This window comes from Dyadobacter sp. HNCC25DJ183 (genome assembly GCF_056895175.1).
Genome location: NZ_JBXHAP010000005.1, coordinates 382,675 through 405,379, shown reverse-complemented (window position 1 = coordinate 405,379; position 22,705 = coordinate 382,675). Strand labels below are relative to the sequence as shown.

Genomic DNA, 22,705 nt, shown 5'->3' with positions numbered 1-22,705 from the left:
ATCAGGAATCTATGTCTGCAACGACTATCTGGTCGTCACAAAATGAGATTAGCCAAAACTATTCTGAGCTGATCGGAAATATGCGACAATCCAATCCGGTTCATTTCAATATGTTCGGAGACCTGGTCGTCATGGATTACAAGAATGTCAAGCGGGTATTCTCAGATTCTGAAAATTTCAGAAATTTCGACTTTACCGAGCGATTCAAGATCGTGTCGGCTATTGCGAACAATGATCCCGCCCTGCTGGAATTCGGCGAAAGCCTTCGTTACTGGCTTTTGTTTATGAACGGCGACCGGCATGCTGAACACCGCCGTTTCGTAAATAAGAAGTTTTACGAGGCCGATTATGAGAAAATAACACACGACGCTATTCACGATGTACTGACCACGTACCGGGACAGGGAAGAAGCTGATCTGGTTGAAGTTGCACGAAAATTCAGCTTTCTGATTATCAGCAAGATCATCAATCTTGAAAGTTCTGATTACGATTTTATTCAGAAATTCTCCTATGTCATCACACTGATATTTGAAAAAACGCTTTCTGTGAAAGATTTACTGGAATGTGCCAGTATGTCGAGACAGTTCAGCAGCTATCTCTCCCAAACACTCAGCCGCCAGGAAAAAGACCTAACCCGCAGCCTTCTGGTGGAAATGAATGAGATAATGGGTACTTCCCGCATCCATGAACTGATTGGTACCTGGGAATTTCTGGTGAATGCAGCCACTGAAACCACCACCCTCCTGCTGACCAGAAGCATTGCCACATTAATCGACAACAAAGACAGGCCAATTAACTGGAATTCACACACCGAATGTGCAATAGCAGTAGAAGAACTGATCCGTTATGTAAGCCCTGTCAACTGGATTCCCAGGCAAATTCACCAATCCATGGAGTTTGAAGGTCTTGCATTGAAAAAGGGAAAAACGGTGCTCGTCGGAATTGCCTCTGCCAATCGTGACCCTGCTGTTTTTCAGGATCCGGATACATTTATACCTACCCGCAAACCCAATCCTCATATCGGCTTTGGCTTTGGCATACACCATTGCGTCGGCGCCAGACTCTCCCGATTTGAGATGCAAAAATTCCTTCCTGCATTTATGTCGGCCTTTCCGAATATCCGGCTACACCCTGAGAAACCCTGTGAATGGGATTCCAAAGTATTTTTCCGGGGGTACAAAAGTTTGCCGGTATTGTTAAGATAGTGGCATAATGATCAAGTTTACAGACTTCTCATACTTCCTATTCCTGCTGCTGATCGTCCCTGCATATTACTGGACGCCCAACACCCGCAAATGGATCCTGCTGCTTGCATTGAGTATCCTTTTCAATATCAGCTGGAGTGGCTGGTATGTACTTGTCTGGATTGTACTTGTTACGATTTGCTACTTTTCGGGAAAATACCTGGCAAACCAGACGCATTCCAAACAGCGACGAAAAACGGTTTTAACCTTTTCCGTGATCGTTTGCTTATCGCCGTTGCTATTTTTCAAATACCTGATTCCGGTTAGTAATTCTTATTCTGCGGTTGCCCTCAACTGGCTTGCGCCTATTGGCATCTCCTACTACACTTTTCTGATCATCGGTTATTTGACTGATATTCAGAGGAGATACATTAAACCGGAGCAACACTGGGGTTACCTCGCATTGTATCTGGGCTTTTTTCCGACGATACTGGCTGGCCCCCTGGAACGTGCGCGGCAATTGCTGCCGCAACTCCGAAATCCGGTCAGCTACCAGCCCGACAATATCAAAGCAGGTATTTACTTTATTGTCTGGGGTTTATTCAAGAAAATCGTACTGGCTGCGAGACTAGCTGAACTGACTGATCCCGTTTTCGCGAAGCCTGAAAATTTCACCGGCTTCTCAGTAATGCTCGCCATTCTGTTGTTTTCAGTGCAGCTATACTGCGATTTTTCCGGCTATTGCGACATAGCAATGGGCTCTGCCAGGATGCTCGGGATTCGGCTAAGCAAGAATTTCGCCAATCGCTATTACTTCACCCCTTCCCGCACCGAATCCTGGAATCTCTGGAACATCTCTGTGACATCCTGGTTTCGCGATTATGTCTTTTTTAATATCAGCAAAGGCGTTACTAACCCGGCAAGACTGGAATTAAACCGCCTGTTAACCTTTATTATCACCGGTTTGTGGCACGGGCCGAGCTGGTCATTTGTGATATGGGGTGCGCTGCAATGGGCTTACATTAACTTCGAGATGCGGACGAAACATTTCTGGCAGAAGTTTTATTCAAAGCTTGGATTTCAGCTCGGCTCTTCGTCGCACAATGTCTGGCGCATCATTGTCAGGCTATTAACCGGCACGTTGATCATGGGCTGGTTCCGCGCTGCGGAGCTAAGTGCCGGGTTGCGTTTGTACGGAAGCATGTTCGGGTTTTCTTCCGGTACCATGTCGCTGATAAGTCCTGCTTTCCTGCTTACCCTCAGTTTATTTCTGATTATGGATTATTTCAATTATCAGATGGGCGAGAAAGAAGACATCGCGTCGTACTTAATGAAAAGAACCACTGCAAGACGAAGGGTTTCTCTGCTTTTACTTACCCAAATCATCCTAATATTTGGAAGACCCTACGTAGCCAATTTTTACTATATTCAATTCTGATTCGCAGTGCAAAACGTGATCAAAATATCGGGGCAAAATGGTTAGTACAATTATCAAATGGCTGCTGGTAATTATTGGAATCAAACTCATTGTGGTTTTAATCACTATTCCATTCACCCCCGATCCGAGAAGGGATCTCGCTGTCAGAGAAGAAATGTACCGCAAGTTCAATCCCAATGCCGTTTTCATTGGTACCAGCCGGACTCTGTATGCATTGGATTCCCGGTTATTTGACTCCCTGAACCGAAATGAAACGCGAACCTACAACATGGGTCTTTTCAACCTGCCTGCTTCCCAGGCGTTCAATATCGCTGAGCGGATCATTGAAAGAGATACCGCTGTAAGAAACATCTTTATAGAGTTAAGTGCCTTGGATTACAACACCATACTTTTAAGTCCAACCCGTGTTCTCCCCGATTTTGTATTCAGGACAAAGGTTATGGCCGGCTGTTCCACTATCGAAGTTTCGGATAAAATAGAAAGCTTCCTGGCCGGGCTAAATACATCGTTGTATCAAATGCTTTCGATTGCACCCCAGATTGTTTTGGCAAAAAAAGCAATGCGTACCTCGTCAGATCCGATCGAAGGCACTCCATGGTTGCGGCCCGACGGTCACCAGCCCGTCAACCTGGGAGGTACTAACCAGACTGCATATATCCACAGAAGCAAAAAATCGACTGCGCAAATGATGGCGGCGAGGCAAACCAAAGAAGCCAATCAGTATTACATTGACCAGATTAACGGCCTCATTCTGAGCGCAAGCAAACGTAAAAAGAAGATCACGTTTTACTTTCCTAATAACCTTTTGCATACCGAATTCCTCATTCTTTCGCAGGTAGCTCCCTATATTCCCGAGCATAACCTGATCCGTTTGCCCGCTGATTCGCGGTTTGAAGCACTTTTTGATCCAGGTAATTCCTTTGACGCACATCATCTAAACCAGCAGGGAGCGAAAATATACACGCGATTTCTGCAAGAGGAATTTTCAAAGAGATCACACCCTTTGACCGATAATATCTGATGCTTGTTTTCGCCATTCTTGCCTATCTGCTCGCAAATCTCGGCATCGGCCTCTGGGCTTCGCGGCGCATTTCTACCACGCAGGACTTTGTACTGGCAGGCAGGCGGCTCCCGCTGGTATTGGCGGCGTCGGCTACCTTTGCGACCTGGTTTGGCTCCGAAACAATCATGGGCGCGCCGAATGAATTTGTGAAACACGGTTTGCTCGGCGTGATAGAAGATCCTTTTGGCGCAGCACTTTGCCTGTTGCTGGTCGGACTGTTCTTTGCCCGCAAATTCTATGAAATGAACATTATCACGTTCTGTGATTTTTTCAAAATCCGCTACGGCCGGAAAGCTGAACTGTTGTCTGCTGTTTTGATAATACCCTCCTATTTCAGCTGGATTGCCGCACAGTTGCTGGCAATGGGATTTGTGCTGAATGTAGTGCTAGGCTGGCCTCTCACCACCTGCATTATCGGCAGCTCTTTCGTTGTGATCGTTTATACGATCTGGGGCGGAATGTGGTCGGTATCCATCACGGATTTCTTCCAAACGATTATGATCATATTCGGTCTGATTGCAGTCGCAGTGGTGCTTTATCAGGAAGTAGGCGGCTTTCAACCGCTGATCAATGCAGTTCCTGAGGACTTTTTCCAGTTTTATCCCGACATTACTTTCAAAGGTTACGTCGAGTACTTCGCTGCCTGGATCACGATCGGCTTGGGTTCTATTCCTCAGCAAGATGTTTTTCAGAGGGTTATGTCCGCAAAAACGGCAAAAATTTCAGTGCAGGCTACATTGCTTTCCTCGTTTATGTACATCACAGTCGCATTAATCCCCCTGTTTATCGGCTTGTGCGGCAACTATCTTTATCCCGGAGGCGACACAAACGATCAGCTGGTAATCCCCAAAATGGTCATGAAACACATGGGACTTCCTTTGCAGATCGTATTTTTTGGCGCATTGGTCTCAGCTATCCTGAGTACGACCAGCAGCGCGATCATGGCGCCGGCAGTGGTGTTGGGAGAAAATATTTTCAAGTTTTTCAGACCGGAACTTACGGACAAAGAGCTCCTGAGGATTATCCGCGTGGGTATTGTCGTGATCACTTCCATTTGCATTGTACTGGCAGTTACCCGCGAAAGTATCTTCGAGCTTGTGGCTGAATCTTCTGCTTTTAGCCTGGTTTGCCTGTTTGTTCCGCTGGCTGCGGGCGTATACTGGAAAGCCACCAACGAAATAGGTTGTCTGCTGGCAATGGTGGCAGGATTGATCGTCTGGATCGCCTGTGAGTTTGCGGGCACCGAATATCCCGCGTTGATATACGGGTTGCTCGCCAGTTTGCTGGGAATGATCCTGGGTATAATCCTGGAAAGACTATACCCGGATCAGCTTCGCCTGCGTACTAAATAATGAACTTGGCCACGCCGCCGTCTACTTTCAGCGCGGACCCGTTGGTGCCGGACGAAAGCGGGCTCGCTACATAGGTAACGAGATTGGCAATCTCCTCAACGGACGCAAACCTTTGCAGCAAAGAAGTAGGTCGGGCTGTTTTAAAGAAATCTTTCTCCGCCTCCTCAAATGACTGATTATTAGCTGCGCCAAGCTGCTTTACAAAATCGGCTACACCTTCGGATTTCGTTGGTCCTGGCATGACGGTGTTTACAGTCACGTCCGTGCCTTTTGTCAGCTCAGCGAGTCCGCGGCTTACACCCAGCTGCGCCGTTTTTGTGGTTCCGTAATGGATCATTTCTTCCGGGATATTCACCGCCGATTCGCTCGAAATAAAAATGATACGGCCCCAGTTTTTGGCCAGCATTTTAGGCAGGAAATAGCGCGAGAGTCTTACGCCGCTCATTACATTGACTTCAAAAAACTTGAACCATTCTTCATCCGTGATATCGGTAAATGGTTTTGGTTCAAAAATCCCTGCATTATTCACGAGGATGTCAATTTCAGGTAGTTTTTCCAGCAAACCTTTTACTTCTTCTGCTTTGGAAAAATCAGCGGCAATGCCGGAGATAGCCGCGCCGGGAATTGCCTGCTGCAACTTTGCAACAGCTTCATTTACTTTACCTTCCGATCTTCCGTTAAGAATGACACTAGCGCCTTCCTGCGCCAGACTGCGGGCAATCGCCAATCCTATTCCCTGCGTTGAGCCACTTACAAACGCCGTTTTCCCATTAAGTTGTAAATCCATAATTTTTTAATATTATTCAAAGAAAATTCACTCCTGACCAGCGCCTTTTTGACTTGGCTGCTCATATAAGGAGTCGATTGGATAACAAGCTATACCCTAAAAACATCCACGCATGAGAACACTTTATCTCTTTGCATTTTTGCTCTGCCAAACCGTTTCCTTCGCGCAGGGACCCAGGATTTTGATCGTTACCGCCCACCCCGACGATGAAACAATGTTTCCGGTAACTGTTTTCAAAACCACCCGCGAGCTGAAAGGTTCTGCTGATCTTGCATTGATTACCGACGCTTCCGGCGGCTATAACGGACTTGTGGCTTCGAGTTATTACGGATTAAATATGGTTGATTCGACAACAGGGAGAAAACATCTGCCTTTGATACGAAAAAAGGAAATCATGGCTTCGGGAGAGATCCTGGGAATTGGCAATTTCTTCTTCTTTGACCAGCGAGATGATTACTACAACCTGAATGAAAAACCTTATCTGGAAGGTAAAAACTGGGATATCAGGTACATTGAAAAGAAGCTCGACCAGATTCTGGCTCAGGGTAACTACGATTTTGTTTTCTGTCTGGTCCCGCATGAAGGGCAGCACGCGCACCACAAAACAGCATCCATCAGTGCCATTCGTGCAGTTCAGCGATTTAAAGGTGCAAAAAAGCCTATTGTGCTGGGCGGACAAGCGCAGAACAAAGGATACACTTTCAAGTTTTCAGGACTGGCCGGTTATCCCGAGACTAATATTGCTTCCGATGCGCCTGTGTTTGAATTTGATAGGTCGGCAGGTTTTGGAGAGGATAACAAACACAGCTACATGATAGTGGCTGACTGGGTGAAAGCGGCGCACAAATCTCAGAGCGGCGATATGAACCAGGCAATGCACCGCGGCGACCTGGAAACATTCTGGTATTTCTCGCTGAATGGAGAAGCAGGCATTTCGAAAACAAAAGCCTTTTTTGAAGCAATCAACAATGCAGGATATTCCAAAAAGTAACGCTATTCGCTCTGCATTACCATAAATAAGGAACTGCCAAATGGAGCTTTCTGCAGCAATGCAGATTCGGTTTTAGTAACTGTCCTGAGAACGGAGTTAATGAAGTTACCGGGGTATTTTACGTCTGAATCAACTTCATCGACATTGATTGCCTTCGATTTGATCTGGTACTTCTGCCACTGGCGGACTGCCAGAATGGGAAGCGACAGCAGGAAAGGCCAATAGGTATTATGTGCAATTTTCAATCCGGCTGCTTTGCTGTATTTGTCAAAATCAGCAATCGTAAATCTGCGCTGGCTTCCTACTGCGAGATCGTGAATGCCCGAAAACGCCTCAAATGCGTGGATATTGATTAATAAAAGTCCATTAGCACGCAACCGCGACCCGAAATGCTGTAATGCATTGACAATCTCTTCATCCGTAAGAAAGTAAAACGCATCGTTGCAGCATATCACATCGAACGTTTCACCTGGCTGAAACAAATGCACATTTCGTAAATCGCCGAAAGTGACGTTCAGCTTTCGCTCGCCTGCAAAGTCGATCGCGTGTTGCGAGTAGTCAAATCCAGTCAGATTATGATAGCCATTTTCCTGCAAAAAGGACAGCAGTCCGCCGGTACCACAAGCCGCATCGAGTATTTGAGCTGATTTATTATTTTGCCCTAAATACTTCTGAATCTGACTTAAAACCCGCCCGTGCAAGCTCTGATACCACCAGAGCTGCCTTTCCACTTCATACATGCGCTGATATTCCAAGCGGTTGTCGATCATACGGGCTCCTCGCTGTTATATTTGATCACATACTGCGGCTGGCCACTTTGTGCCATGAAACTTTTACCAATATATTCTCCCAAAACACTCAGCAGCGTGCATTGTATCCCGCCAATGAAGATGAAAGTAGCGGTTACTACCTGCCAGCCTTTCGGATCCGGCCCGATCAGCCATTGAATGGTCAGAAATAACAAAAGGAAGAACCCTAATGCAAATAACCCGACTCCGATAGGCATAAAGAGGCGGATGGGCAGGGAAGAATAGCAGAAAAGGATATTCAGAAAAAGCGAAATCAGCTTCTGCCAGTTGTAATTGGAAACTCCTTCCTCCCGCTTCAAATGCGCTACTTGTACCGTACCAATGTTTCTGGTGATCCTGAAAATCAGCCCGTCAATGTAAGGATAGGGTCCCTGGTATTTGATGATTTCCCGCACCACTTCTCTCCGGATCAGCTTGAAGCTTGACAGGTAGAGATCCTTGGGTTTGTTGAGCAGGTAGCTTGTCAGCCAGTTTACAAACCTGCTTCCAAGGTTGCGGCTTACGGAGTGTTGTTTTTTGGAATAATAGGTATAAACGACATCGTGCCGCCCGTTTTCCGCTACCTCTATCAATCTCAGGATTTCTTCCGGCGGGTTCTGAAAGTCGTCGTCGATCATGACGCAATATTCACCGTAAGCCCAATTGAGACCACACATTACTGCATTGAATTCACCGTAATTACGACGAAGCGAAATGAAACGCACATTGGTAAATGCATCAGCAATTTGCAAACAGACCGCCTCTGAATTGTCGCGGCTGCAATCATTTACCAAAACAATTTCAAAAGTGATATCAGATAGTGCCTGTTGTAATTTTTCCACCAGCGGTCTCAGGGTCTTCTCGCTGTTGTACACTGGAATAATAACAGACAATTTCATGAATGAAAAGTGAATTGATTGACGGTTTCGATGATGTAAGTGACCTCGTCCTCTTTCAGAACGGGATTAAGCGGCAGACTGACTACCTCGCGGTGAATTTGCTCGGTAATGGGAAAACTCAGGTCGTTCAAAGATGCATAAGCCTGCTGCTTGTGGATCGGTAAAGGATAATGAACGTTGGTCTGTATATTTTTTGAGTCCAGATATGAAATCAACTCCTGGCGCTGCGGATGCCGCACGACAAACAAATGCCAGGAATCCTCCTGAATGCGGTCGGCTGGTGGCAGGGTAAGTTCTTCCAGATTGATCTCTTCGAGGTACCTTTTGGCAATCTGGCGCCTTGTTGTGTTTTCTGCATCGAGATAAGGCAGTTTCACATTGAGAATCGCAGCCTGTATTTCGTCCAGCCTGCTGTTGACACCCTGGTAATCATTTTTATAGCGCTGCAAAGAGCCGTAATTGCGCAAGTACCTGATCTTTTCAGCAAGTTCCGCGTCCGATGTGACCACCGCGCCTGCGTCGCCCAATGCACCCAGATTCTTGGTAGGATAAAAGCTGAATGCAGTTGCATGCGCTATTCCGCCTGTTTTTTTATGCTGATAATAAGTGCCGTGCGCCTGGGCGGCATCGGTGATCACTTTCAGATTATGTTTCGCGGCCAGCTGCATAATCTGGTCCATTTCACAGCTTCTTCCGTATAGATCAACTGTGATGATCGCCCTGGTTTCCGAGGTAATTGCCGCTTCTATCAGAGCAGGATCGAGCAACATCGTATTCCAGTCGGGCTCTACGAAGACGGGTTTCAAGTGAAGATAGCTGAGTGGCAGTACCGACGCGATGTAAGTATTGGCAGGCACGATCACCTCACTTCCAGGTGGAAAATCCAAGGCTTTTAAAATCAGGGTAATTGCATCCAGCCCATTCGCCACGCCCACACAATGCTGTGCTTCACAATAGCCGGCGAAAGCTTCTTCAAATGCTTTGAGTTCGTTACCCAGGATATACCAGCCAGACCTGATCACGCGCAAGGAAGCTTCTTCAATTGCCTTCAAATACGGCGCATTGACCAGGTTTAAGTCCAGGAAAGGGATCATTGCGTGAGCAGCTGTTTCAGAACGTAAGGTTCGTCGATATAATCCGCCTTGTCGTAATACTCATTGGAAAGTACCAGCAGAATCGCATCAGCAGAAAAGGTGTCCATGGTATGCCAGTCGCGGGGTTCCAGGATCAGGCAGGATGCAGGATTATCCAGTGTGAAATATTCCTCCGTTTCGCCGTTATTGGAATACACCCGGCAGCTTCCGTGAATGCAGATCAATGCATTCCAGGTTTTATGGTGCCGGTGCCCGCCACGCGACGAGTCCCCTGTACCATAGATATAGAACACGCGCTTTATTGTTCCGGGAATAATCTTCTCGAACACGGTCAGATTACCCGAATCGGTATTGAAAGTATCTAAAGTAATTAATAGCGGCATATATAATACCCTGTTAGGAAGCGGCTTGCGCCATTTGAGTTGTATAGCTGAAACCAGGACCGAAGCTCATGCTCCCTTGAAAATACACAAATATTCCCGACATAAAAAAGACGGTGAGCGAGCGGCCTTTATGGATTATTTTATAACTATTTGGTTTCAAGTTACAAATAGTGAAAGATCGGACACTCTTAACAAATTATTAATCAAACATTTACAAAAATAAAATAGACGAAAGGTTACCTGAAAAAATTCCAGCCGAACACATGATCTAAGTACATTAAAACTTTAACAGGAAGTGGTTCCAGCCAAAGAATCCTGTTGTAACCCATGTAAAACACCTGAGGATGAGTGACACAGACAACTGCCGCAAAGAACAAAATCACCCGCAGCGAGCGTACAGAAGCTGTCTGATGCAGGATGAAAAAGGACAGCAGCACGAATGGAAATCCGTAAGCCAATGCCCTGTCCAGATCGTGTACGTAAATGCCGGTAGCCACAAGCACTGCAATGCCGATCGTCAATGCGGCGATCAGCCAGTAGCGCCGCGTCAGCCACAATGCAAGCAATGCAGCCAGCATAATCAGCCAGGTACCTTCGAAAGTAGCCCAAATACTACTGCCCAGTCCATTCCTGTGTGCATTGGCAAACAGCACGGGCGTGCCGATCGTGGAGTAGCTGTGATTAGGGAAATATTCGGCCTGCACATAAAACCGGATCGCAAAATACACAGCCCACGAAACCCACATAACCAGACTCTGTCCTGTAAATACGCGTCGTAAAAGACCGGAGAAGCTGAAATCATTCAATTGATACGCCTGGATTACCATCCAGAAGAGCAGCAGGTACCCGCCTGCCACCACTGCGCGCTCGTCGGTAAAGAATGCCGCCTGAAGACTCATGAAAATGACAAGAGGATTCCGGCTCAGCAATGCAGCAAGGAGGAAGAAATAGGCAAGTCCGTCGCCGTAACCGTGTACATCGGCAAATGCCCAGACACTCACGAACGTGTTTGCGATGGCGAGAATGGAAAGTGCGGTAAGTGCCTTGTCTGCACAAACCGAGTAGATATAGTCTCCGATCCTTTTCAGGAACAAAACCCCGAGTACCGCCTGAATGACCAGTATGATGAGGATATTACCGTTTGTCAGAAACGACAGCAGTGGCAGAGTCCAGCGGAAAATCATGTTTTCGCGCCTCACATCGTAGTCCATATCCTTCGGGTGCAGCAGGTCCTGCGCCTGGTTGTGGATAAAAACCCAGGCGTCGAGCTTGGTTCCCCCGTCGCGGAAATGATCAATCAGGAGTGTATAAGGCGGAAATGCCAGGAACAGCGCCAATGCGACAGAGGCAAATGTGACTTTCCACAACCAGCTACTATCCGACAGCCGTAATTCAATCGACGCAAAAAACGACTTGTAGAAGTTCTCTAAAAGCATTGAGGCTAAATGTATACCGGCTCAAAGATACGTTGATTGAAATCTCACTTCCAACTAGCCTCGATCCGGCTGCCCTCCTCACTTTCAATGATCCTCAGATAAGTCTGGATTTCCTGCTGCAAATCCTCCACGTGGCTGATGATACCGACAATGCGGTTTTCCTTGCGAAGCGACTTTAAAGTTTCAAAAACGGTTTGCAATGCATTCTTATCAAGCGAGCCGAAACCTTCGTCCAGAAAGAAAAAGTTGTGCGTTGATTCATTCCGGATATGAATATGGTCGGCCAGTGCGAGCGCAAGCGAGAGTGCAGCCTGAAATTTCTGTCCGCCGGAAAGCGTTTTCAGCAGCCGCAAATGTCCGCCATTCAATAAATCCCTGATCCAGAAACTGTTCCCTTCACCGAGTTCCAGATGCAGCTGCTGGTGCGTCATCTGGTGAAAGCGCGTATTGGCAGCTTGTATCAGATTTTTCAGGTAAATACTGGAAGCATAGTCCACAAAGCCGCTGGAACGGAAGAGCTTTGCAAGATCATCCAAATGCTCTTTTCTAAGCTTCAATCGTGCCTTTTCCTTTTCCAGCACCTGCTTTCTGGCCAGATCTTCTTCCATTTTCCTGACCAACCTGTCGAGACCGCCTTCTTCCTTTTGATGCGCATTCAGGTTGGCGGTTAATGTTTGTTTAGCAAGAACCGCGGCTTCATGCTGTTCTTTATTGTATTGCTGACCGGTATTTTCCTGTAAAAGCTGCTGCAAATCGCGGCTGGTGCTTTCCAGGGCAAACCTGAAAGTTTCGATCGCCTTTCGCTCCGCATCAATGTGGAGCGGGTTCTTCAATATGGTTTCAACCTGCAACTCCGAATCAAATTCATAACGGGCCAGCTGTAAATCAATGTTTTGCTGAGTCTCTCCGAGATCATTTCGATAGCTATCCAATGCAGATTGTAAAGTCGCCTGACTGCCGGCAAGTACATTGTTCTCGGTTTCAAGTGCGTCCAACTGCTTTTCGGTTTGTTCAAATAGCGTGGTAACTTCCTTGTAACCCGACTTTAATGCATTTATCTTTTCAACTATGGCAGATTCAGGCTGCGTCTTAAAATCTGCCAGCTTCACCTTTTCAAGCTGCTCGGATAATGTCAAAATCGTGTTTTCCAGCCTGATAATCTCGTCTCGCAAGGCTTGAAGCGGCTTTTCTACTTTCTCGCTTTTCTCCTGAATTTCTGTTTCAAGCTGCAATGCTAGCTTTTTAATAGCTGCTTCTGCTTCACGGATAACTTGCTGGCTTTGGGTTACGGTTTCAAAATGCTTTTCGAAGCTCTCCGGATCATTCTTATCAAATTTTATCCAAACAAAAAGCGCGTCGTGCTCCTCTGTCTTTTTCTTCGCAAGCAGCCAGCGTTCACGAATGGATAACTTTTGCTTTTCAAGCTGGTCTATCTGATTAAACAGCCTTTCGACTGTTAACTGCACCTTCCGGATCGCACGGTCATTTGCTTCCAGCTGCCTGGTACTTTTGTCCACCGCTTCAATGTCTGCATGGAGCGACTGATCGGCATGCAGTACCATGGGGTGGTGCGCCGAGCCGCAAAGGGGGCAAGGTTCTCCATCCTCCAAAGCGCCTGCATACTGCTGCAATGCAAGCTGGGTATTAATTTTCAGCAGCTTGACAGAAAGTACTTTCCTGCTTTCTTCGTTATTGTTCGAATATTCCTGAACTGCATTCCGGAACACATCTATATTTGTCTCAATCGGCAAGCCCGGGATGAATGCGGTTCTTACATGCTCCATTTGCGCTTTCAGGGTAGCCTGCTGCGCTTCAATTTCCGTCTTCAGATCGTCGGCCTCTTTCTTGATAGCCTGTCTGTTTTCTGCCAGATTTTGCGCAGACACAAACCAGGACTTCACCTGACTTAACTCCTGAATATCTGCAATCTGTACCTTCCGTACTTCGTTTTCGCGTTCGCTTTGCGCAATCTTATCCCTGAGCTGCTCAATGGATTTCTCCCTGCTTTTCAGCTGGTCTTCTCCCCGCGTAAGTGCCTCTTTCCGTTTCTCGACTGCCGCTTCGTTTTCCAGAATGCGGATTACTTTTTCAAGCTCTTCGGCGGTATCGAGCAGTTCCTCCCGCGTTTCGTAGCGTGGTTTCAGCTCGCTAAGTGTCTGCTTCTGTTTTTTTATCAGTACTGCAAGTGATTCGCTTCTCAGCTGGTTGTTCAGAAACTGCTTTTCGTCGCGCTCAGTATCTGCTGTCAGCTTTCTTTTTTGGTCAAAAAGCGATTTGAAATGGAGGGAGCAGATTTCGTAAATGCGCATTGCTTCTTCCCGAAGCTGCATTCCCGGAGCTTGCAATTCGAGTTCTGCTTTCTGTTTCTGAAGTAAATCAATCTTTTCAGCTGACGATTTCAACCTTTGGAAAAGACCTTCCAATTCGGTTTGAAGCAATAATTCCGCGCTCACCCTCCTGATTTCCTCCCGCACCAGCTCACGCTTTTTTTGCTCTTCTGTGATCATTTCCTGAGTTACCTCGCCCAGCCCGGTAAGCTGCCCGTCCAGGTTCGACAATGCGATATCATTCTGCTTGCTCAGCGAACCCACATTCCTGCTCAGGTCATACTTTTCGAGTTGAAAGAGCTCCTTCATCATACGCGTGCGCTCCGCGTCCCGCAATTCAATAAACTCCTGAAAACGCCCTTGCGGAATAATGATCGTGCGTCGAAAGTTATCATAACTCAGACCTATTATATCCTCAGCGGACTCATTTTCGGGCAATGGTACCCAGTTTTCATCCGACCAGATATAGGCCCTTCTTTCAAAAGTCTTTACTTCCTTAAAGTTTTTCGTATTTCTTTTTCCACGGACTGTGAATCTGTAACGATCGCCTTTCTTCCCTGCAATGCATTCAAAATCAATCAGCAGCTCGTCCGAACGCAGGTTCATCATATTGTAAGTCCGGTCGTCGCCAGACTTGTTGAGCCGCTCGGTATCTCCGTACAATGCAAAAGTTATAGCTTCCAGGATGGAAGATTTACCGCTACCAACCGCACCAAAAATGCCGAACAAGGAAGAATCGGTCAAAGGACCGAAATCAATCTCCTGCTCGCTCTGGTAAGAATAAAGTCCTTTGATTTTAAGGTATTTGGGGATCATTTTCGGGGCTTTCGGCCATCAGCTGTCGGCCGTCGGCTTTTTTTATCAAAATATTAATGTTTGTAAATGAAAACTTCGGCTTTCGGCAGTCAGCTTTCGGCTTTTTTATTTGAAGCGGGGAAGTCAACAAAATACATTTGCATTCAGACATCGGATGTCAAAAACAACTCAATAGCCGAGTGCCGATAGCTGACAGCCTACCCAATCCCTTCCAGCAAATCATCCAAATACTCCCTCGTGTTACTTAATCTCGGCACTTTGTTCTGGCCGCCGAGCTTTTGGCGCTTGCCCATCCAGGCGTAGAAGGTACCTGCGGGTACGAAGTGGATCACAGGCGGCAGCAGCGCCATATCCTTGTATCTTTTAGCATCATAATCGGAGTTGATTTCGCGCAATGCATTGTCCAGTGCCTCACTGAAAAGTTGTTCATCTTCCGGCGCTTTGGTGAATTCGATCACCCATTCGTGGCTACCGCGGGAGCCGTCGCCCATATACACCGGGCCGGCGGTATAGTTGGCCACCAGACAATCCGCCTTCTGAGCCGCTACTTTGATCGCGTGATCTGCATTTTCAACAATCACTTCTTCTCCAAATGCATTGATAAAGTGCTTGGTACGCCCGCTTACTTTTAGCCGGAACGGATAAACGGAAGTAAATTTGACGGTATCTCCAATCAAATAGCGCCACAATCCTGCATTGGTCGAGATCACCATTGCATAATTCTTCCCTACTTCCACTTCGTCTAGCAATAGGGCTCTCGGATGCTTTTTACCAACTTCCTCAACTGGTACGAATTCGTAGAAAATACCGTAATCAAGCATCAGCAGCATTTCTCCTACCCTATTCACATCATCCTGAATCGCGAAAAAACCTTCCGACGCACTGTAAGTTTCGAGATATAAAACCTGGTCCGACGGGAAGTATTTGGTCATAAAAAGCTCACGGTAAGGTTCGAACGAGACTGCACCGTGTACAAAAACTTCAAAATCGGGCCACACTTCGAGCATATTCTTCTTGCCGGTCAGTTCAAGTATCTGATCCAGCAGCACGATGGTCCAGGTAGGTACGCCAAGAATGCTCGTCACGTTTTCCTGCGAGCAAATGGAAGCCATTTTTTCGAGTTTGTTTTCCCAATGGTCCATCAATGCCACTTCGAGCGGCGGAGTACGCATAAATTCTGCCCAGGAAGGCAGATTTTGCATAATCACCGCCGAAACGTCGCCGACCTGGGTATAATCATCGAATGGATTGGCGTGCAGCGTTCCGCCGATAGATAAACCTTTACCGTCGAAAACACGCGTATCCGGGCGGTTGTTGATGAGGAGTGTCATCATATCTTTTCCTCCCTCATAATGGCATTCTTCCAGCGCCTCCGGCGATACCGGGAGATATTTGCTTCTCGCATTGGTAGTACCCGACGATTTTGAAAACCATTCGATTTGTGAAGGCCACATGACATTAGGCTCGCCTTTGAGTACGCGCTCGATATAGGGATAAAGGTCCTCGTAAGTAGATACCGGCACCTGTTCCTGAAATTCCCTGACTGTTTTGATCTGACTGTAATTGTACCTGCTTCCCCACTCCGTATATCGCGCGGTTTCAATCAATTCCGAAAAGATGCGTTGCTGAGTCTCAATGGGATATTTCCTAAACTGCTCTATTCTCTCAAAGCGGCGCTTTAAGAACCAGACAGTCATATCGTTAACCAGCTTCATTGTATTTACTCAGTTTGAAGTGCCAGATGCAAGACCGTAAAAATAACAATAAAAAATGGTGGGAGAACAGTTTTTGAAGCTGTTTCCCACCATTCTGTTCCGAAGAATTTTATGATCTGGAGCTAAATTTCCGGTAGATAAAAAGAAGCAAAATTGCACCTAAGATGGCAATGAAAAGGCTTCCAAAATTAAATCCGTCAACAGTCCCGTAACCCAGCATAGATGAAATCCAGCCCCCGATCACGGCACCTGCGATACCAATCAATATGGTAACAATAAAACCGCCCGGATCTTTTCCCGGGTGAAGTGCCTTTGCAATAGCACCGGCAACCAGTCCGACGATAATCCACGTTAAAACTCCCATAATGCTTAGTTTAGATTAGATGAATGTGATTACATCCCTATTCTCAAAAACTATGCCCTACCAGAATCATTTATCATAAAACATATTGCTGCCGCCTGCTTTCTTTACAACCGAGGAAGTAATTTCCTGACTTTCTTCTTCCTGCAAAGTACGAGCGCCGCGGCCCTGACGCACTACCCGGCTTCCCGTGATCTTGAACAAAGCTTCCCCAAGCAAAGGGTCACGCGGATCTCCGTAGCGATAGAGGATATTGCCCTCGCTGGCGGGGATATCAGGAACGAAGCCTGTGTGGTAATCCGATTTTTTATCTCTGTTCAGCGATTTGGAAACAATCGGCTGTAAGCCCCATTTAATACCTTTATCCTCTCCCGTCAATGTCACCGAGCCTACGTTTTTACCGACTGTTCGGGTACCAACAAGGGTAACATCCATGTAAGGCTTTAACCCGTTGATCAGCAACTCACTGGCGGAAGCAGAACGCGATGAAACCAGGAATACGAGATTGTTCAGGTTGCCGCCGATGTTTTGTGTTTTGGTAATAAACTTATCGTAAAAATAGCTGTCGCCAAACTTCTTACGGTTGGTCTCCGTCACCTCATCGTTGTATTCTTTATAGTAAAAAATGTCATTCGAACTACCTTTCACGATCAAACTGGCCAGGTTGGTTGCGGAACTGACATAACCACCCGGATTATACCTCAGATCGACTACCAATGCATTTACATTATTTCGCTGAAAGCTTGTAAAGATGTTATCCAGCTTTTTATCGTACTGTCCGTTGCTTGTCTTGTAAGGCTGCGGGATAAACTGATGGTAAACTACATACCCTATTTTGTTGGGCCCGTACGTGAATATTGTATCAAAAAAGACGGGATCTTCCTGCAAAACAATCGGTGCAAGCTCCCTGCTGGTCGTTGTTTCTTCCAGTGCAGTACCATTAATTTTTGCCAGTTTGAATGTCTTTTTATCCTCGGTATTCAGTAGCTGACTGTAATTGCTCCCGGTCAGTTTCTGATCATTTACACTATTGAAAATATCCCCCCGCACGAATCCGGCTTTGTCGGCCGGTGAATCGGGGATTACGTACAATACAATCCCGATTACATTGGTGGAGCCACTTGGAAAATACACCAGCTTGTACTCCATTCCGGTCGTTTTGGATTCTCCTGCCAGCGAAGCCTGCAATTCATCTGCACTTTCCTGTATCCACGAAAAACGATCCCCGTCAGGCCGCGCATTTGCATCGAACCTGTACAATAAGGATTCGAAAAAATCGTCCGGCTTTTTTGTATAATCCGGTGAAGCGGTGATGTGGTCATTCCAGTAGTACCAGTACTTCATATTGGCGTAAATCCATTCGTTGGTCTGCGTTTCCGTAGCAGGATCAACGTTTTTTTCACGACAACCATTAAAAAGCGCACCTGTGAGCAGGAGGATCAGGAGGTATTTAGTTTTCATAATGCGTTGTTAAATGCGAGGAAAACTTCTTTGATAATGTCACAAGCCTGGTTCATTTGTTTTTCATTGATCACCAGCGGGGGTGCAAAACGAATTTTGTTGCCGTGGGTAGGTTTACATAGCAAGCCTTTTTCCATCATTTTATAACAAAGTTCCATTCCGGTAGTACCTTCTTCACCATCACGAATTACAATCGCATTCAGAAGCCCCTTTCCTCTAACGCTTTCAATCAGAGAACATTGTTGTTGTAAATCCTGCATTCTTCTTCTGAAAAGAGAACCCATTCTGTCCGCATTTTCAGCCAGGTTTTCATTTTCTACCACTTCCATGGCAGCGATGGTCACAGCACAAGCCAGCGGGTTACCGCCGTAAGTAGAGCCGTGCTCGCCTGGCGCGATCGTGAGCATAATTTCATCGTCGGCAAATGCAGCTGAAACCGGCATTACACCACCTGAAAGCGCTTTTCCCAGAACCAGTATATCCGGTTTTACACCTTCCCAGTCACAGGCAAGTCGCTTCCCTGTTCGCCCGATGCCGGTTTGCACTTCGTCAGCTATGAAAAGCACATTGTATTGGGTACACAAATCACGCACTCCTTTCAGATAACCTGCTTTTGGTACTACCACGCCGGCTTCTCCCTGGATCGGCTCAACCATAAAACCGGCTACATTAGGATCGCTTTTGAAAATAGATTCCAATGCATCCAGATCATCGTAAGGAATGATTTCATAACCCGGCAAAAACGGCCCGTAATCATCGGTGCTGGAAGGATCGGTTGAAGATGAAATAGCGGCCAGTGTCCTCCCCCAGAAGTTACCCGAAGCATAAACTGTTTTGGCTTTTCCAGGCTCGATTCCTTTTACTTTATATGCCCATTTCCGGGTAAGTTTCAATGCGGTTTCGCCGCCTTCCACGCCCGAATTCATCATTAAAACCTTATCATACCCAAAGTACTCGCACAGGTACTTTTCACATTCTCCCAAACGGTCGTTGTAAAATGCACGCGAAGTAAGGGTCAGTTTCTGTGCCTGCGAGATCAATGCATTGATGATATGCGGATGGCAATGCCCCTGGCTGACGGCACTATACGCAGAGAGAAAATCGAGGTACTGTCTGCCTTCCACATCCCAGACATGCACGCCTGATCCTCTTTCCAGCACGACAGGCATTGGTTTGTAGTTATGAGCGCCATAGCGGTATTCGAGCTCTATTGCCTGCTGTGAGCTGCTGATCGTGTCTGTATAGTCTGAGATTTTTTCCATCGTTATATTGTCTTTTCTATCTTACGTAAAAATAGAGAAAAGCATTGAGGGAATCAGTGATTTTACAGTAAGCCTTATAATCTTATATTTGTAAAAGATCACAAAATCAAAGATCATGAAAGCGCACTATAATCCAGATTATCAAAACATCCTGACTCGCATATTTATTCCCGTACAGGAATGGAACTCCCTCAAGTCCGAACCTTCTGACATTGAAAGTGCAGGAGCATATCAAATTCCTGACTGGCAAAAAAAGATCGTCCTGAATAGAATGGAAGCATTTGATGCCGGACTGGAAGATTCGCTGGATTTGGAAGAAGCCATGAGAGAGATTGAAAAGGATCTTTAATGTACAGAATTCAGATTCCACGCTCTGCCCGGCGTGATATCAGGGAAGCTGCACAATGGTATGATAAACAGCAACCCGGCTTGGGCAGGCGATTCACACACTTGGTCAAAAGAAAACTCGAATTTATAGGTAGCAATCCCTACTTATATGAAATTCGATATAAAAATGCCCGTGTGGCTCGGATACCAATCTTTCCCTTTAACATACATTTTAGGATTGACGAAGTAAAAAAAAAGCGTCGTCGCTTTCGCTATTTTTCATACAAGTCTGAATCTCGATAGACTGGAATCCAGAAAAGAATAGCACTGTCTTCGCTTGAAACGTCAATTTCGCTCAGTACTTTTGCAACCATAATCTCAAAGGGGTGCCCTACCTGACGGGCTGAGATCATACCCATAAACCTGATCCGGGTAATGCCGGCGTAGGAAGAGAAAGCTGGAATAATCCATTGCTTCTAAGTTTCATTTATTGTTTTAAACCAAGATAGGTGGCCCCTGCCTGTTGTAACTATTTATCTCGCAATGCGAAACGTTACTACCTATCTGCTTATGCTGATTTTCAGCGTGGCTTTTTGTACCAATACCTTTGCACAACGCACCATTTCCGGTCGCGTTACCGACGCCGAAGACGGCAAGCCGCTCCCCGGAGCGACCATCGTCGCTTCCGATATAAGAGGTACCAACTCCGACCAGAACGGAAACTTCTCCCTCCGCAACATCTCGGAGAACGTCGGCCAGATCGAAGTCTCTTACATTGGCTACCAAAGTATTCAAATCCAGTTAACGGGACAAAATCAGCTGGAAGTCAAGCTGGTCCGCAGCACTTACCAGGCCGATGAGGTAGTGATCAATGCAACCCGCGTGAATGAAAAAAGCGCCATGGCATTTACGAATGTGAGCGCCGCGGCTATCGACAAGCAAAATCTTGGTCAGGATTTACCGGTATTACTCAACTTTACCCCTTCGCTGGTAAGTACAAGCGACGCGGGCGCAGGTGTGGGTTACACCGGAATCAGGATCCGCGGCTCTGATGCAACGCGCATCAATGTGACCGTCAACGGAATACCTTATAATGATGCTGAAAGCCAGGGCGTTTTTTGGGTGAATATGCCCGACTTTGCCTCGTCCGTGAGCAGCATTCAGATCCAGCGCGGCGTAGGTACCTCTACCAATGGAGCCGCTTCTTTTGGCGCAACCGTCAATATCAACACCAATGCATTGCGTAAAGAAGCTTATGCCGAGCTGAACAATGCTTACGGATCTTTCAATACTTTCAAAAACACATTGAAAGTGGGTACCGGCTTGATCAAAGATAAATTCACATTTGACGCGCGGCTTTCCCGTGTTTCGTCGGACGGTTTTGTGGACCGCGCTGCTTCTGAGCTGCATTCCTATTATTTGTCAGGTGGTTATTTTGGCAAGAAAAGTTTTGTGCGGGTGAATGTATTTTCGGGAAAAGAGCGGACGTACCAGTCGTGGAACGGGGTACCAGAAGCTAAGTTGCGCGGAAATCGCGAGGGAATCTTAGGCTATATCGACAGAAACGGGTTGGACGAAGCAGATGCCCAAAACCTGCTCAACTCCGACAACCGCACTTACAATTCATATACTTACAAAAACGAGGTGGATAACTACCGCCAGGACCATTATCAGATTGTTTCTTCGCATAACCTGAGCGACAAATGGAACTTCAACCTGAATGCATTTCTGGTAAGAGGTTTGGGATATTACGAACAGTACCGGGAAGGTGATGATTACGCGAACTATAACTTGCCCAATGTAGTAATCGGCCCGGACACGCTGGAAAGCACCGATCTGATCCGCAGACGCTGGCTTGACAATTACTTTTACGGAACTACCTTTTCACTGGATTATAACAGTTTCAAAAAGCTGACTGCCAGCATCGGCGGTGGCTGGAATAAATACGATGGTGACCATTACGGACAGATTATCTGGGCGAGAAATGCGGGAAATATCGAAAATGAGCATCGGTATTATTACAGTCAGGGAATCAAAAAGGATTTCAATGTTTATGGAAAACTGTATTACCAGTTTACCGACAAACTCAATGCGTTTGCAGATCTGCAATTCAGGACTGTAAGTCACGCCATTCATGGAACAGACAATGACCAGGTCCAACTGGCGGTTGATCAATCGTACTCTTTTTTCAATCCAAAAGCTGGCTTAACTTACCAGATTGCGGACCAAAGCAGTGTTTATGCCTCTTACAGTATTGGTAACCGCGAGCCGAACCGCGACGATCTTACAAACACAACCGCCGTTTTATTTCCAAAAAATGAAAGTCTCCAAAATGTGGAAGCGGGTTTCCGGACACAGCAGGGAAAATGGGCTTTTGCGGCCAACTATTATTTAATGCATTACAAAAATCAGCTGGTACTCACCGGGCAGATCAATGACGTCGGCAATTCAATCCGCGTGAATGTTCCGAAAAGTTACCGTACAGGAATAGAGCTGGAAGGCGCAGTGGCTTTCAACCGCTTTTTGAAATGGAATGTAAATGCAACTTTCAGCCGGAACAAAATCGATAATTTCACCGAGTATGTGGTTGATTATGATAATGGAGGCTACCAAACCATAAATCATGGAAAGTCTGACATTTCTTTCTCGCCAAATGTAATCGCCGGAAGTCAGTTGACTTATTCAATCTACAAAAACGTGGAGCTCGCATTACTGACGAAGTATGTAGGGAAGCAATATCTCGACAATACCTCCACAGAAAGCCGGAGATTGGATGCCTATTTTACGAATGATGTGCGTTTATCGTGGACGATCAAACCGAAATGGGCGAATGAAATTGCATTCAACCTGCTTGTCAACAACATCCTGGCTGAACAATATGAATCCAATGGCTACACCTACGGCTACATCGCCGGAGGCGCATTAACACAAGAAAATTTCTACTTCCCGCAAGCCGGCAGAAACTTTCTGGTAGGGGTCAATTTTAGGTTTTGATTTCGACTTTCTGGCTACCTTTGCCGC

18 protein-coding genes and 1 riboswitch are annotated in these 22,705 nt (G+C 46.4%); of the genes, 7 read left to right on the top strand and 11 right to left on the bottom strand.

Annotation, left to right across the window (positions count from 1 at the left end):
- Nucleotides 1-11: 11 nt before the first annotated feature.
- From AC1XTG_RS15100 to AC1XTG_RS15085, 4 genes are read left to right on the top strand one after another with little or no spacing between them, the layout of a single operon-like run.
- Nucleotides 12-1,205, top strand: a complete 1,194-nt coding sequence (locus AC1XTG_RS15100) for a cytochrome P450 (RefSeq protein WP_484842516.1) — start codon at nt 12-14, stop codon at nt 1,203-1,205.
- A 7-nt stretch (nt 1,206-1,212) separates the two neighbouring features.
- On the top strand, nt 1,213-2,622 hold the full coding sequence (locus tag AC1XTG_RS15095) for an MBOAT family O-acyltransferase (RefSeq protein WP_484842515.1): 1,410 nt from the start codon (nt 1,213-1,215) through the stop codon (nt 2,620-2,622).
- 37 nt (nt 2,623-2,659) lie between these two features.
- The gene (locus tag AC1XTG_RS15090) at nt 2,660-3,643 is read left to right on the top strand and encodes a hypothetical protein (protein WP_484842514.1); all 984 of its coding nucleotides are present in this window, start codon (nt 2,660-2,662) and stop codon (nt 3,641-3,643) included.
- Nucleotides 3,643-5,037 (top strand): high affinity choline transporter 1, encoded by a 1,395-nt coding sequence (locus AC1XTG_RS15085; protein ID WP_484842513.1) that lies wholly within the window; start codon nt 3,643-3,645, stop codon nt 5,035-5,037. The genes AC1XTG_RS15090 and AC1XTG_RS15085 overlap by 1 nt, the downstream gene beginning before the upstream one ends.
- On the opposite strand, the gene AC1XTG_RS15080 is transcribed toward AC1XTG_RS15085, so the two are convergent.
- Nucleotides 5,030-5,824: an SDR family NAD(P)-dependent oxidoreductase gene (locus tag AC1XTG_RS15080; protein ID WP_056292202.1), complete on the bottom strand. Its 795-nt coding sequence runs from the start codon at nt 5,822-5,824 to the stop codon at nt 5,030-5,032. The genes AC1XTG_RS15085 and AC1XTG_RS15080 overlap by 8 nt on opposite strands.
- Before the next feature lie 112 nt (nt 5,825-5,936).
- Between AC1XTG_RS15080 and AC1XTG_RS15075 the strand changes: the two genes are divergently transcribed.
- Nucleotides 5,937-6,815, top strand: a complete 879-nt coding sequence (locus AC1XTG_RS15075) for a PIG-L family deacetylase (RefSeq protein ID WP_484842512.1) — start codon at nt 5,937-5,939, stop codon at nt 6,813-6,815.
- Nucleotides 6,816-6,817: 2 nt separating this feature from the next.
- Here the strand turns inward: AC1XTG_RS15075 and AC1XTG_RS15070 are convergent, their stop codons facing one another.
- From AC1XTG_RS15070 to rocD, 10 genes are all read right to left on the bottom strand, one after another.
- The gene (locus AC1XTG_RS15070; protein ID WP_484842511.1) at nt 6,818-7,585 is read right to left on the bottom strand and encodes a class I SAM-dependent methyltransferase; all 768 of its coding nucleotides are present in this window, start codon (nt 7,583-7,585) and stop codon (nt 6,818-6,820) included.
- Entirely contained in the window at nt 7,582-8,502 is a 921-nt protein-coding gene (locus tag AC1XTG_RS15065; protein ID WP_056292211.1) for a glycosyltransferase family 2 protein, read from the bottom strand. The genes AC1XTG_RS15070 and AC1XTG_RS15065 overlap by 4 nt, the downstream gene beginning before the upstream one ends.
- Complete coding sequence (locus tag AC1XTG_RS15060) at nt 8,499-9,596, bottom strand: DegT/DnrJ/EryC1/StrS family aminotransferase (RefSeq protein WP_484842510.1); 1,098 nt, start codon at nt 9,594-9,596, stop codon at nt 8,499-8,501. The genes AC1XTG_RS15065 and AC1XTG_RS15060 overlap by 4 nt, the downstream gene beginning before the upstream one ends.
- Nucleotides 9,593-9,979 carry a sugar 3,4-ketoisomerase gene (locus tag AC1XTG_RS15055; protein ID WP_056292217.1) on the bottom strand — a complete coding sequence of 129 codons (387 nt, stop codon included), beginning with the start codon at nt 9,977-9,979 and terminating at the stop codon, nt 9,593-9,595. The genes AC1XTG_RS15060 and AC1XTG_RS15055 overlap by 4 nt, the downstream gene beginning before the upstream one ends.
- A gap of 236 nt (nt 9,980-10,215) precedes the next feature.
- Nucleotides 10,216-11,415 (bottom strand): hypothetical protein, encoded by a 1,200-nt coding sequence (locus AC1XTG_RS15050; protein ID WP_484842509.1) that lies wholly within the window; start codon nt 11,413-11,415, stop codon nt 10,216-10,218.
- 44 nt (nt 11,416-11,459) lie between these two features.
- On the bottom strand, nt 11,460-14,558 hold the full coding sequence (locus AC1XTG_RS15045) for an AAA family ATPase (protein WP_484842508.1): 3,099 nt from the start codon (nt 14,556-14,558) through the stop codon (nt 11,460-11,462).
- 197 nt (nt 14,559-14,755) lie between these two features.
- Nucleotides 14,756-16,273 (bottom strand): GH3 auxin-responsive promoter family protein, encoded by a 1,518-nt coding sequence (locus AC1XTG_RS15040; protein ID WP_484842507.1) that lies wholly within the window; start codon nt 16,271-16,273, stop codon nt 14,756-14,758.
- A gap of 109 nt (nt 16,274-16,382) precedes the next feature.
- The gene (locus AC1XTG_RS15035) at nt 16,383-16,637 is read right to left on the bottom strand and encodes a GlsB/YeaQ/YmgE family stress response membrane protein (protein WP_056292229.1); all 255 of its coding nucleotides are present in this window, start codon (nt 16,635-16,637) and stop codon (nt 16,383-16,385) included.
- A gap of 66 nt (nt 16,638-16,703) precedes the next feature.
- The gene (locus AC1XTG_RS15030; protein ID WP_484842506.1) at nt 16,704-18,095 is read right to left on the bottom strand and encodes a S41 family peptidase; all 1,392 of its coding nucleotides are present in this window, start codon (nt 18,093-18,095) and stop codon (nt 16,704-16,706) included.
- A complete protein-coding gene (gene rocD, locus AC1XTG_RS15025; RefSeq protein ID WP_484842505.1) occupies nt 18,092-19,357 on the bottom strand; it encodes an ornithine--oxo-acid transaminase in 1,266 nt (421 codons plus the stop codon). Before rocD ends, AC1XTG_RS15030 begins: the two co-directional genes overlap by 4 nt.
- A 115-nt stretch (nt 19,358-19,472) precedes the next feature.
- Between rocD and AC1XTG_RS15020 the strand changes: the two genes are divergently transcribed.
- Complete coding sequence (locus AC1XTG_RS15020) at nt 19,473-19,706, top strand: hypothetical protein (RefSeq protein ID WP_484842504.1); 234 nt, start codon at nt 19,473-19,475, stop codon at nt 19,704-19,706.
- A gap of 350 nt (nt 19,707-20,056) precedes the next feature.
- Nucleotides 20,057-20,151: riboswitch (TPP riboswitch) on the top strand.
- A 76-nt stretch (nt 20,152-20,227) separates the two neighbouring features.
- Nucleotides 20,228-22,678 carry a TonB-dependent receptor gene (locus tag AC1XTG_RS15015; protein ID WP_484842503.1) on the top strand — a complete coding sequence of 817 codons (2,451 nt, stop codon included), beginning with the start codon at nt 20,228-20,230 and terminating at the stop codon, nt 22,676-22,678.
- Nucleotides 22,679-22,705 lie beyond the last annotated feature (27 nt).

Coding starts and splice junctions, on each gene's coding strand:
- AC1XTG_RS15090 (WP_484842514.1), top strand. CDS start 2,660: ATGGTTAGTACAATTATCAAATGGCTGCTGGTAATTATTGGAATCAAA.
- AC1XTG_RS15085 (WP_484842513.1), top strand. CDS start 3,643: ATGCTTGTTTTCGCCATTCTTGCCTATCTGCTCGCAAATCTCGGCATC.
- AC1XTG_RS15020 (WP_484842504.1), top strand. CDS start 19,473: ATGAAAGCGCACTATAATCCAGATTATCAAAACATCCTGACTCGCATA.
- AC1XTG_RS15060 (WP_484842510.1), bottom strand. CDS start 9,596: ATGATCCCTTTCCTGGACTTAAACCTGGTCAATGCGCCGTATTTGAAG.
- AC1XTG_RS15015 (WP_484842503.1), top strand. CDS start 20,228: ATGCGAAACGTTACTACCTATCTGCTTATGCTGATTTTCAGCGTGGCT.
- AC1XTG_RS15040 (WP_484842507.1), bottom strand. CDS start 16,273: ATGAAGCTGGTTAACGATATGACTGTCTGGTTCTTAAAGCGCCGCTTT.
- AC1XTG_RS15050 (WP_484842509.1), bottom strand. CDS start 11,415: ATGCTTTTAGAGAACTTCTACAAGTCGTTTTTTGCGTCGATTGAATTA.
- AC1XTG_RS15075 (WP_484842512.1), top strand. CDS start 5,937: ATGAGAACACTTTATCTCTTTGCATTTTTGCTCTGCCAAACCGTTTCC.
- AC1XTG_RS15100 (WP_484842516.1), top strand. CDS start 12: ATGTCTGCAACGACTATCTGGTCGTCACAAAATGAGATTAGCCAAAAC.
- AC1XTG_RS15080 (WP_056292202.1), bottom strand. CDS start 5,824: ATGGATTTACAACTTAATGGGAAAACGGCGTTTGTAAGTGGCTCAACG.
- AC1XTG_RS15065 (WP_056292211.1), bottom strand. CDS start 8,502: ATGAAATTGTCTGTTATTATTCCAGTGTACAACAGCGAGAAGACCCTG.
- AC1XTG_RS15035 (WP_056292229.1), bottom strand. CDS start 16,637: ATGGGAGTTTTAACGTGGATTATCGTCGGACTGGTTGCCGGTGCTATT.
- AC1XTG_RS15045 (WP_484842508.1), bottom strand. CDS start 14,558: ATGATCCCCAAATACCTTAAAATCAAAGGACTTTATTCTTACCAGAGC.
- AC1XTG_RS15095 (WP_484842515.1), top strand. CDS start 1,213: ATGATCAAGTTTACAGACTTCTCATACTTCCTATTCCTGCTGCTGATC.
- rocD (WP_484842505.1), bottom strand. CDS start 19,357: ATGGAAAAAATCTCAGACTATACAGACACGATCAGCAGCTCACAGCAG.
- AC1XTG_RS15070 (WP_484842511.1), bottom strand. CDS start 7,585: ATGATCGACAACCGCTTGGAATATCAGCGCATGTATGAAGTGGAAAGG.
- AC1XTG_RS15030 (WP_484842506.1), bottom strand. CDS start 18,095: ATGAAAACTAAATACCTCCTGATCCTCCTGCTCACAGGTGCGCTTTTT.
- AC1XTG_RS15055 (WP_056292217.1), bottom strand. CDS start 9,979: ATGCCGCTATTAATTACTTTAGATACTTTCAATACCGATTCGGGTAAT.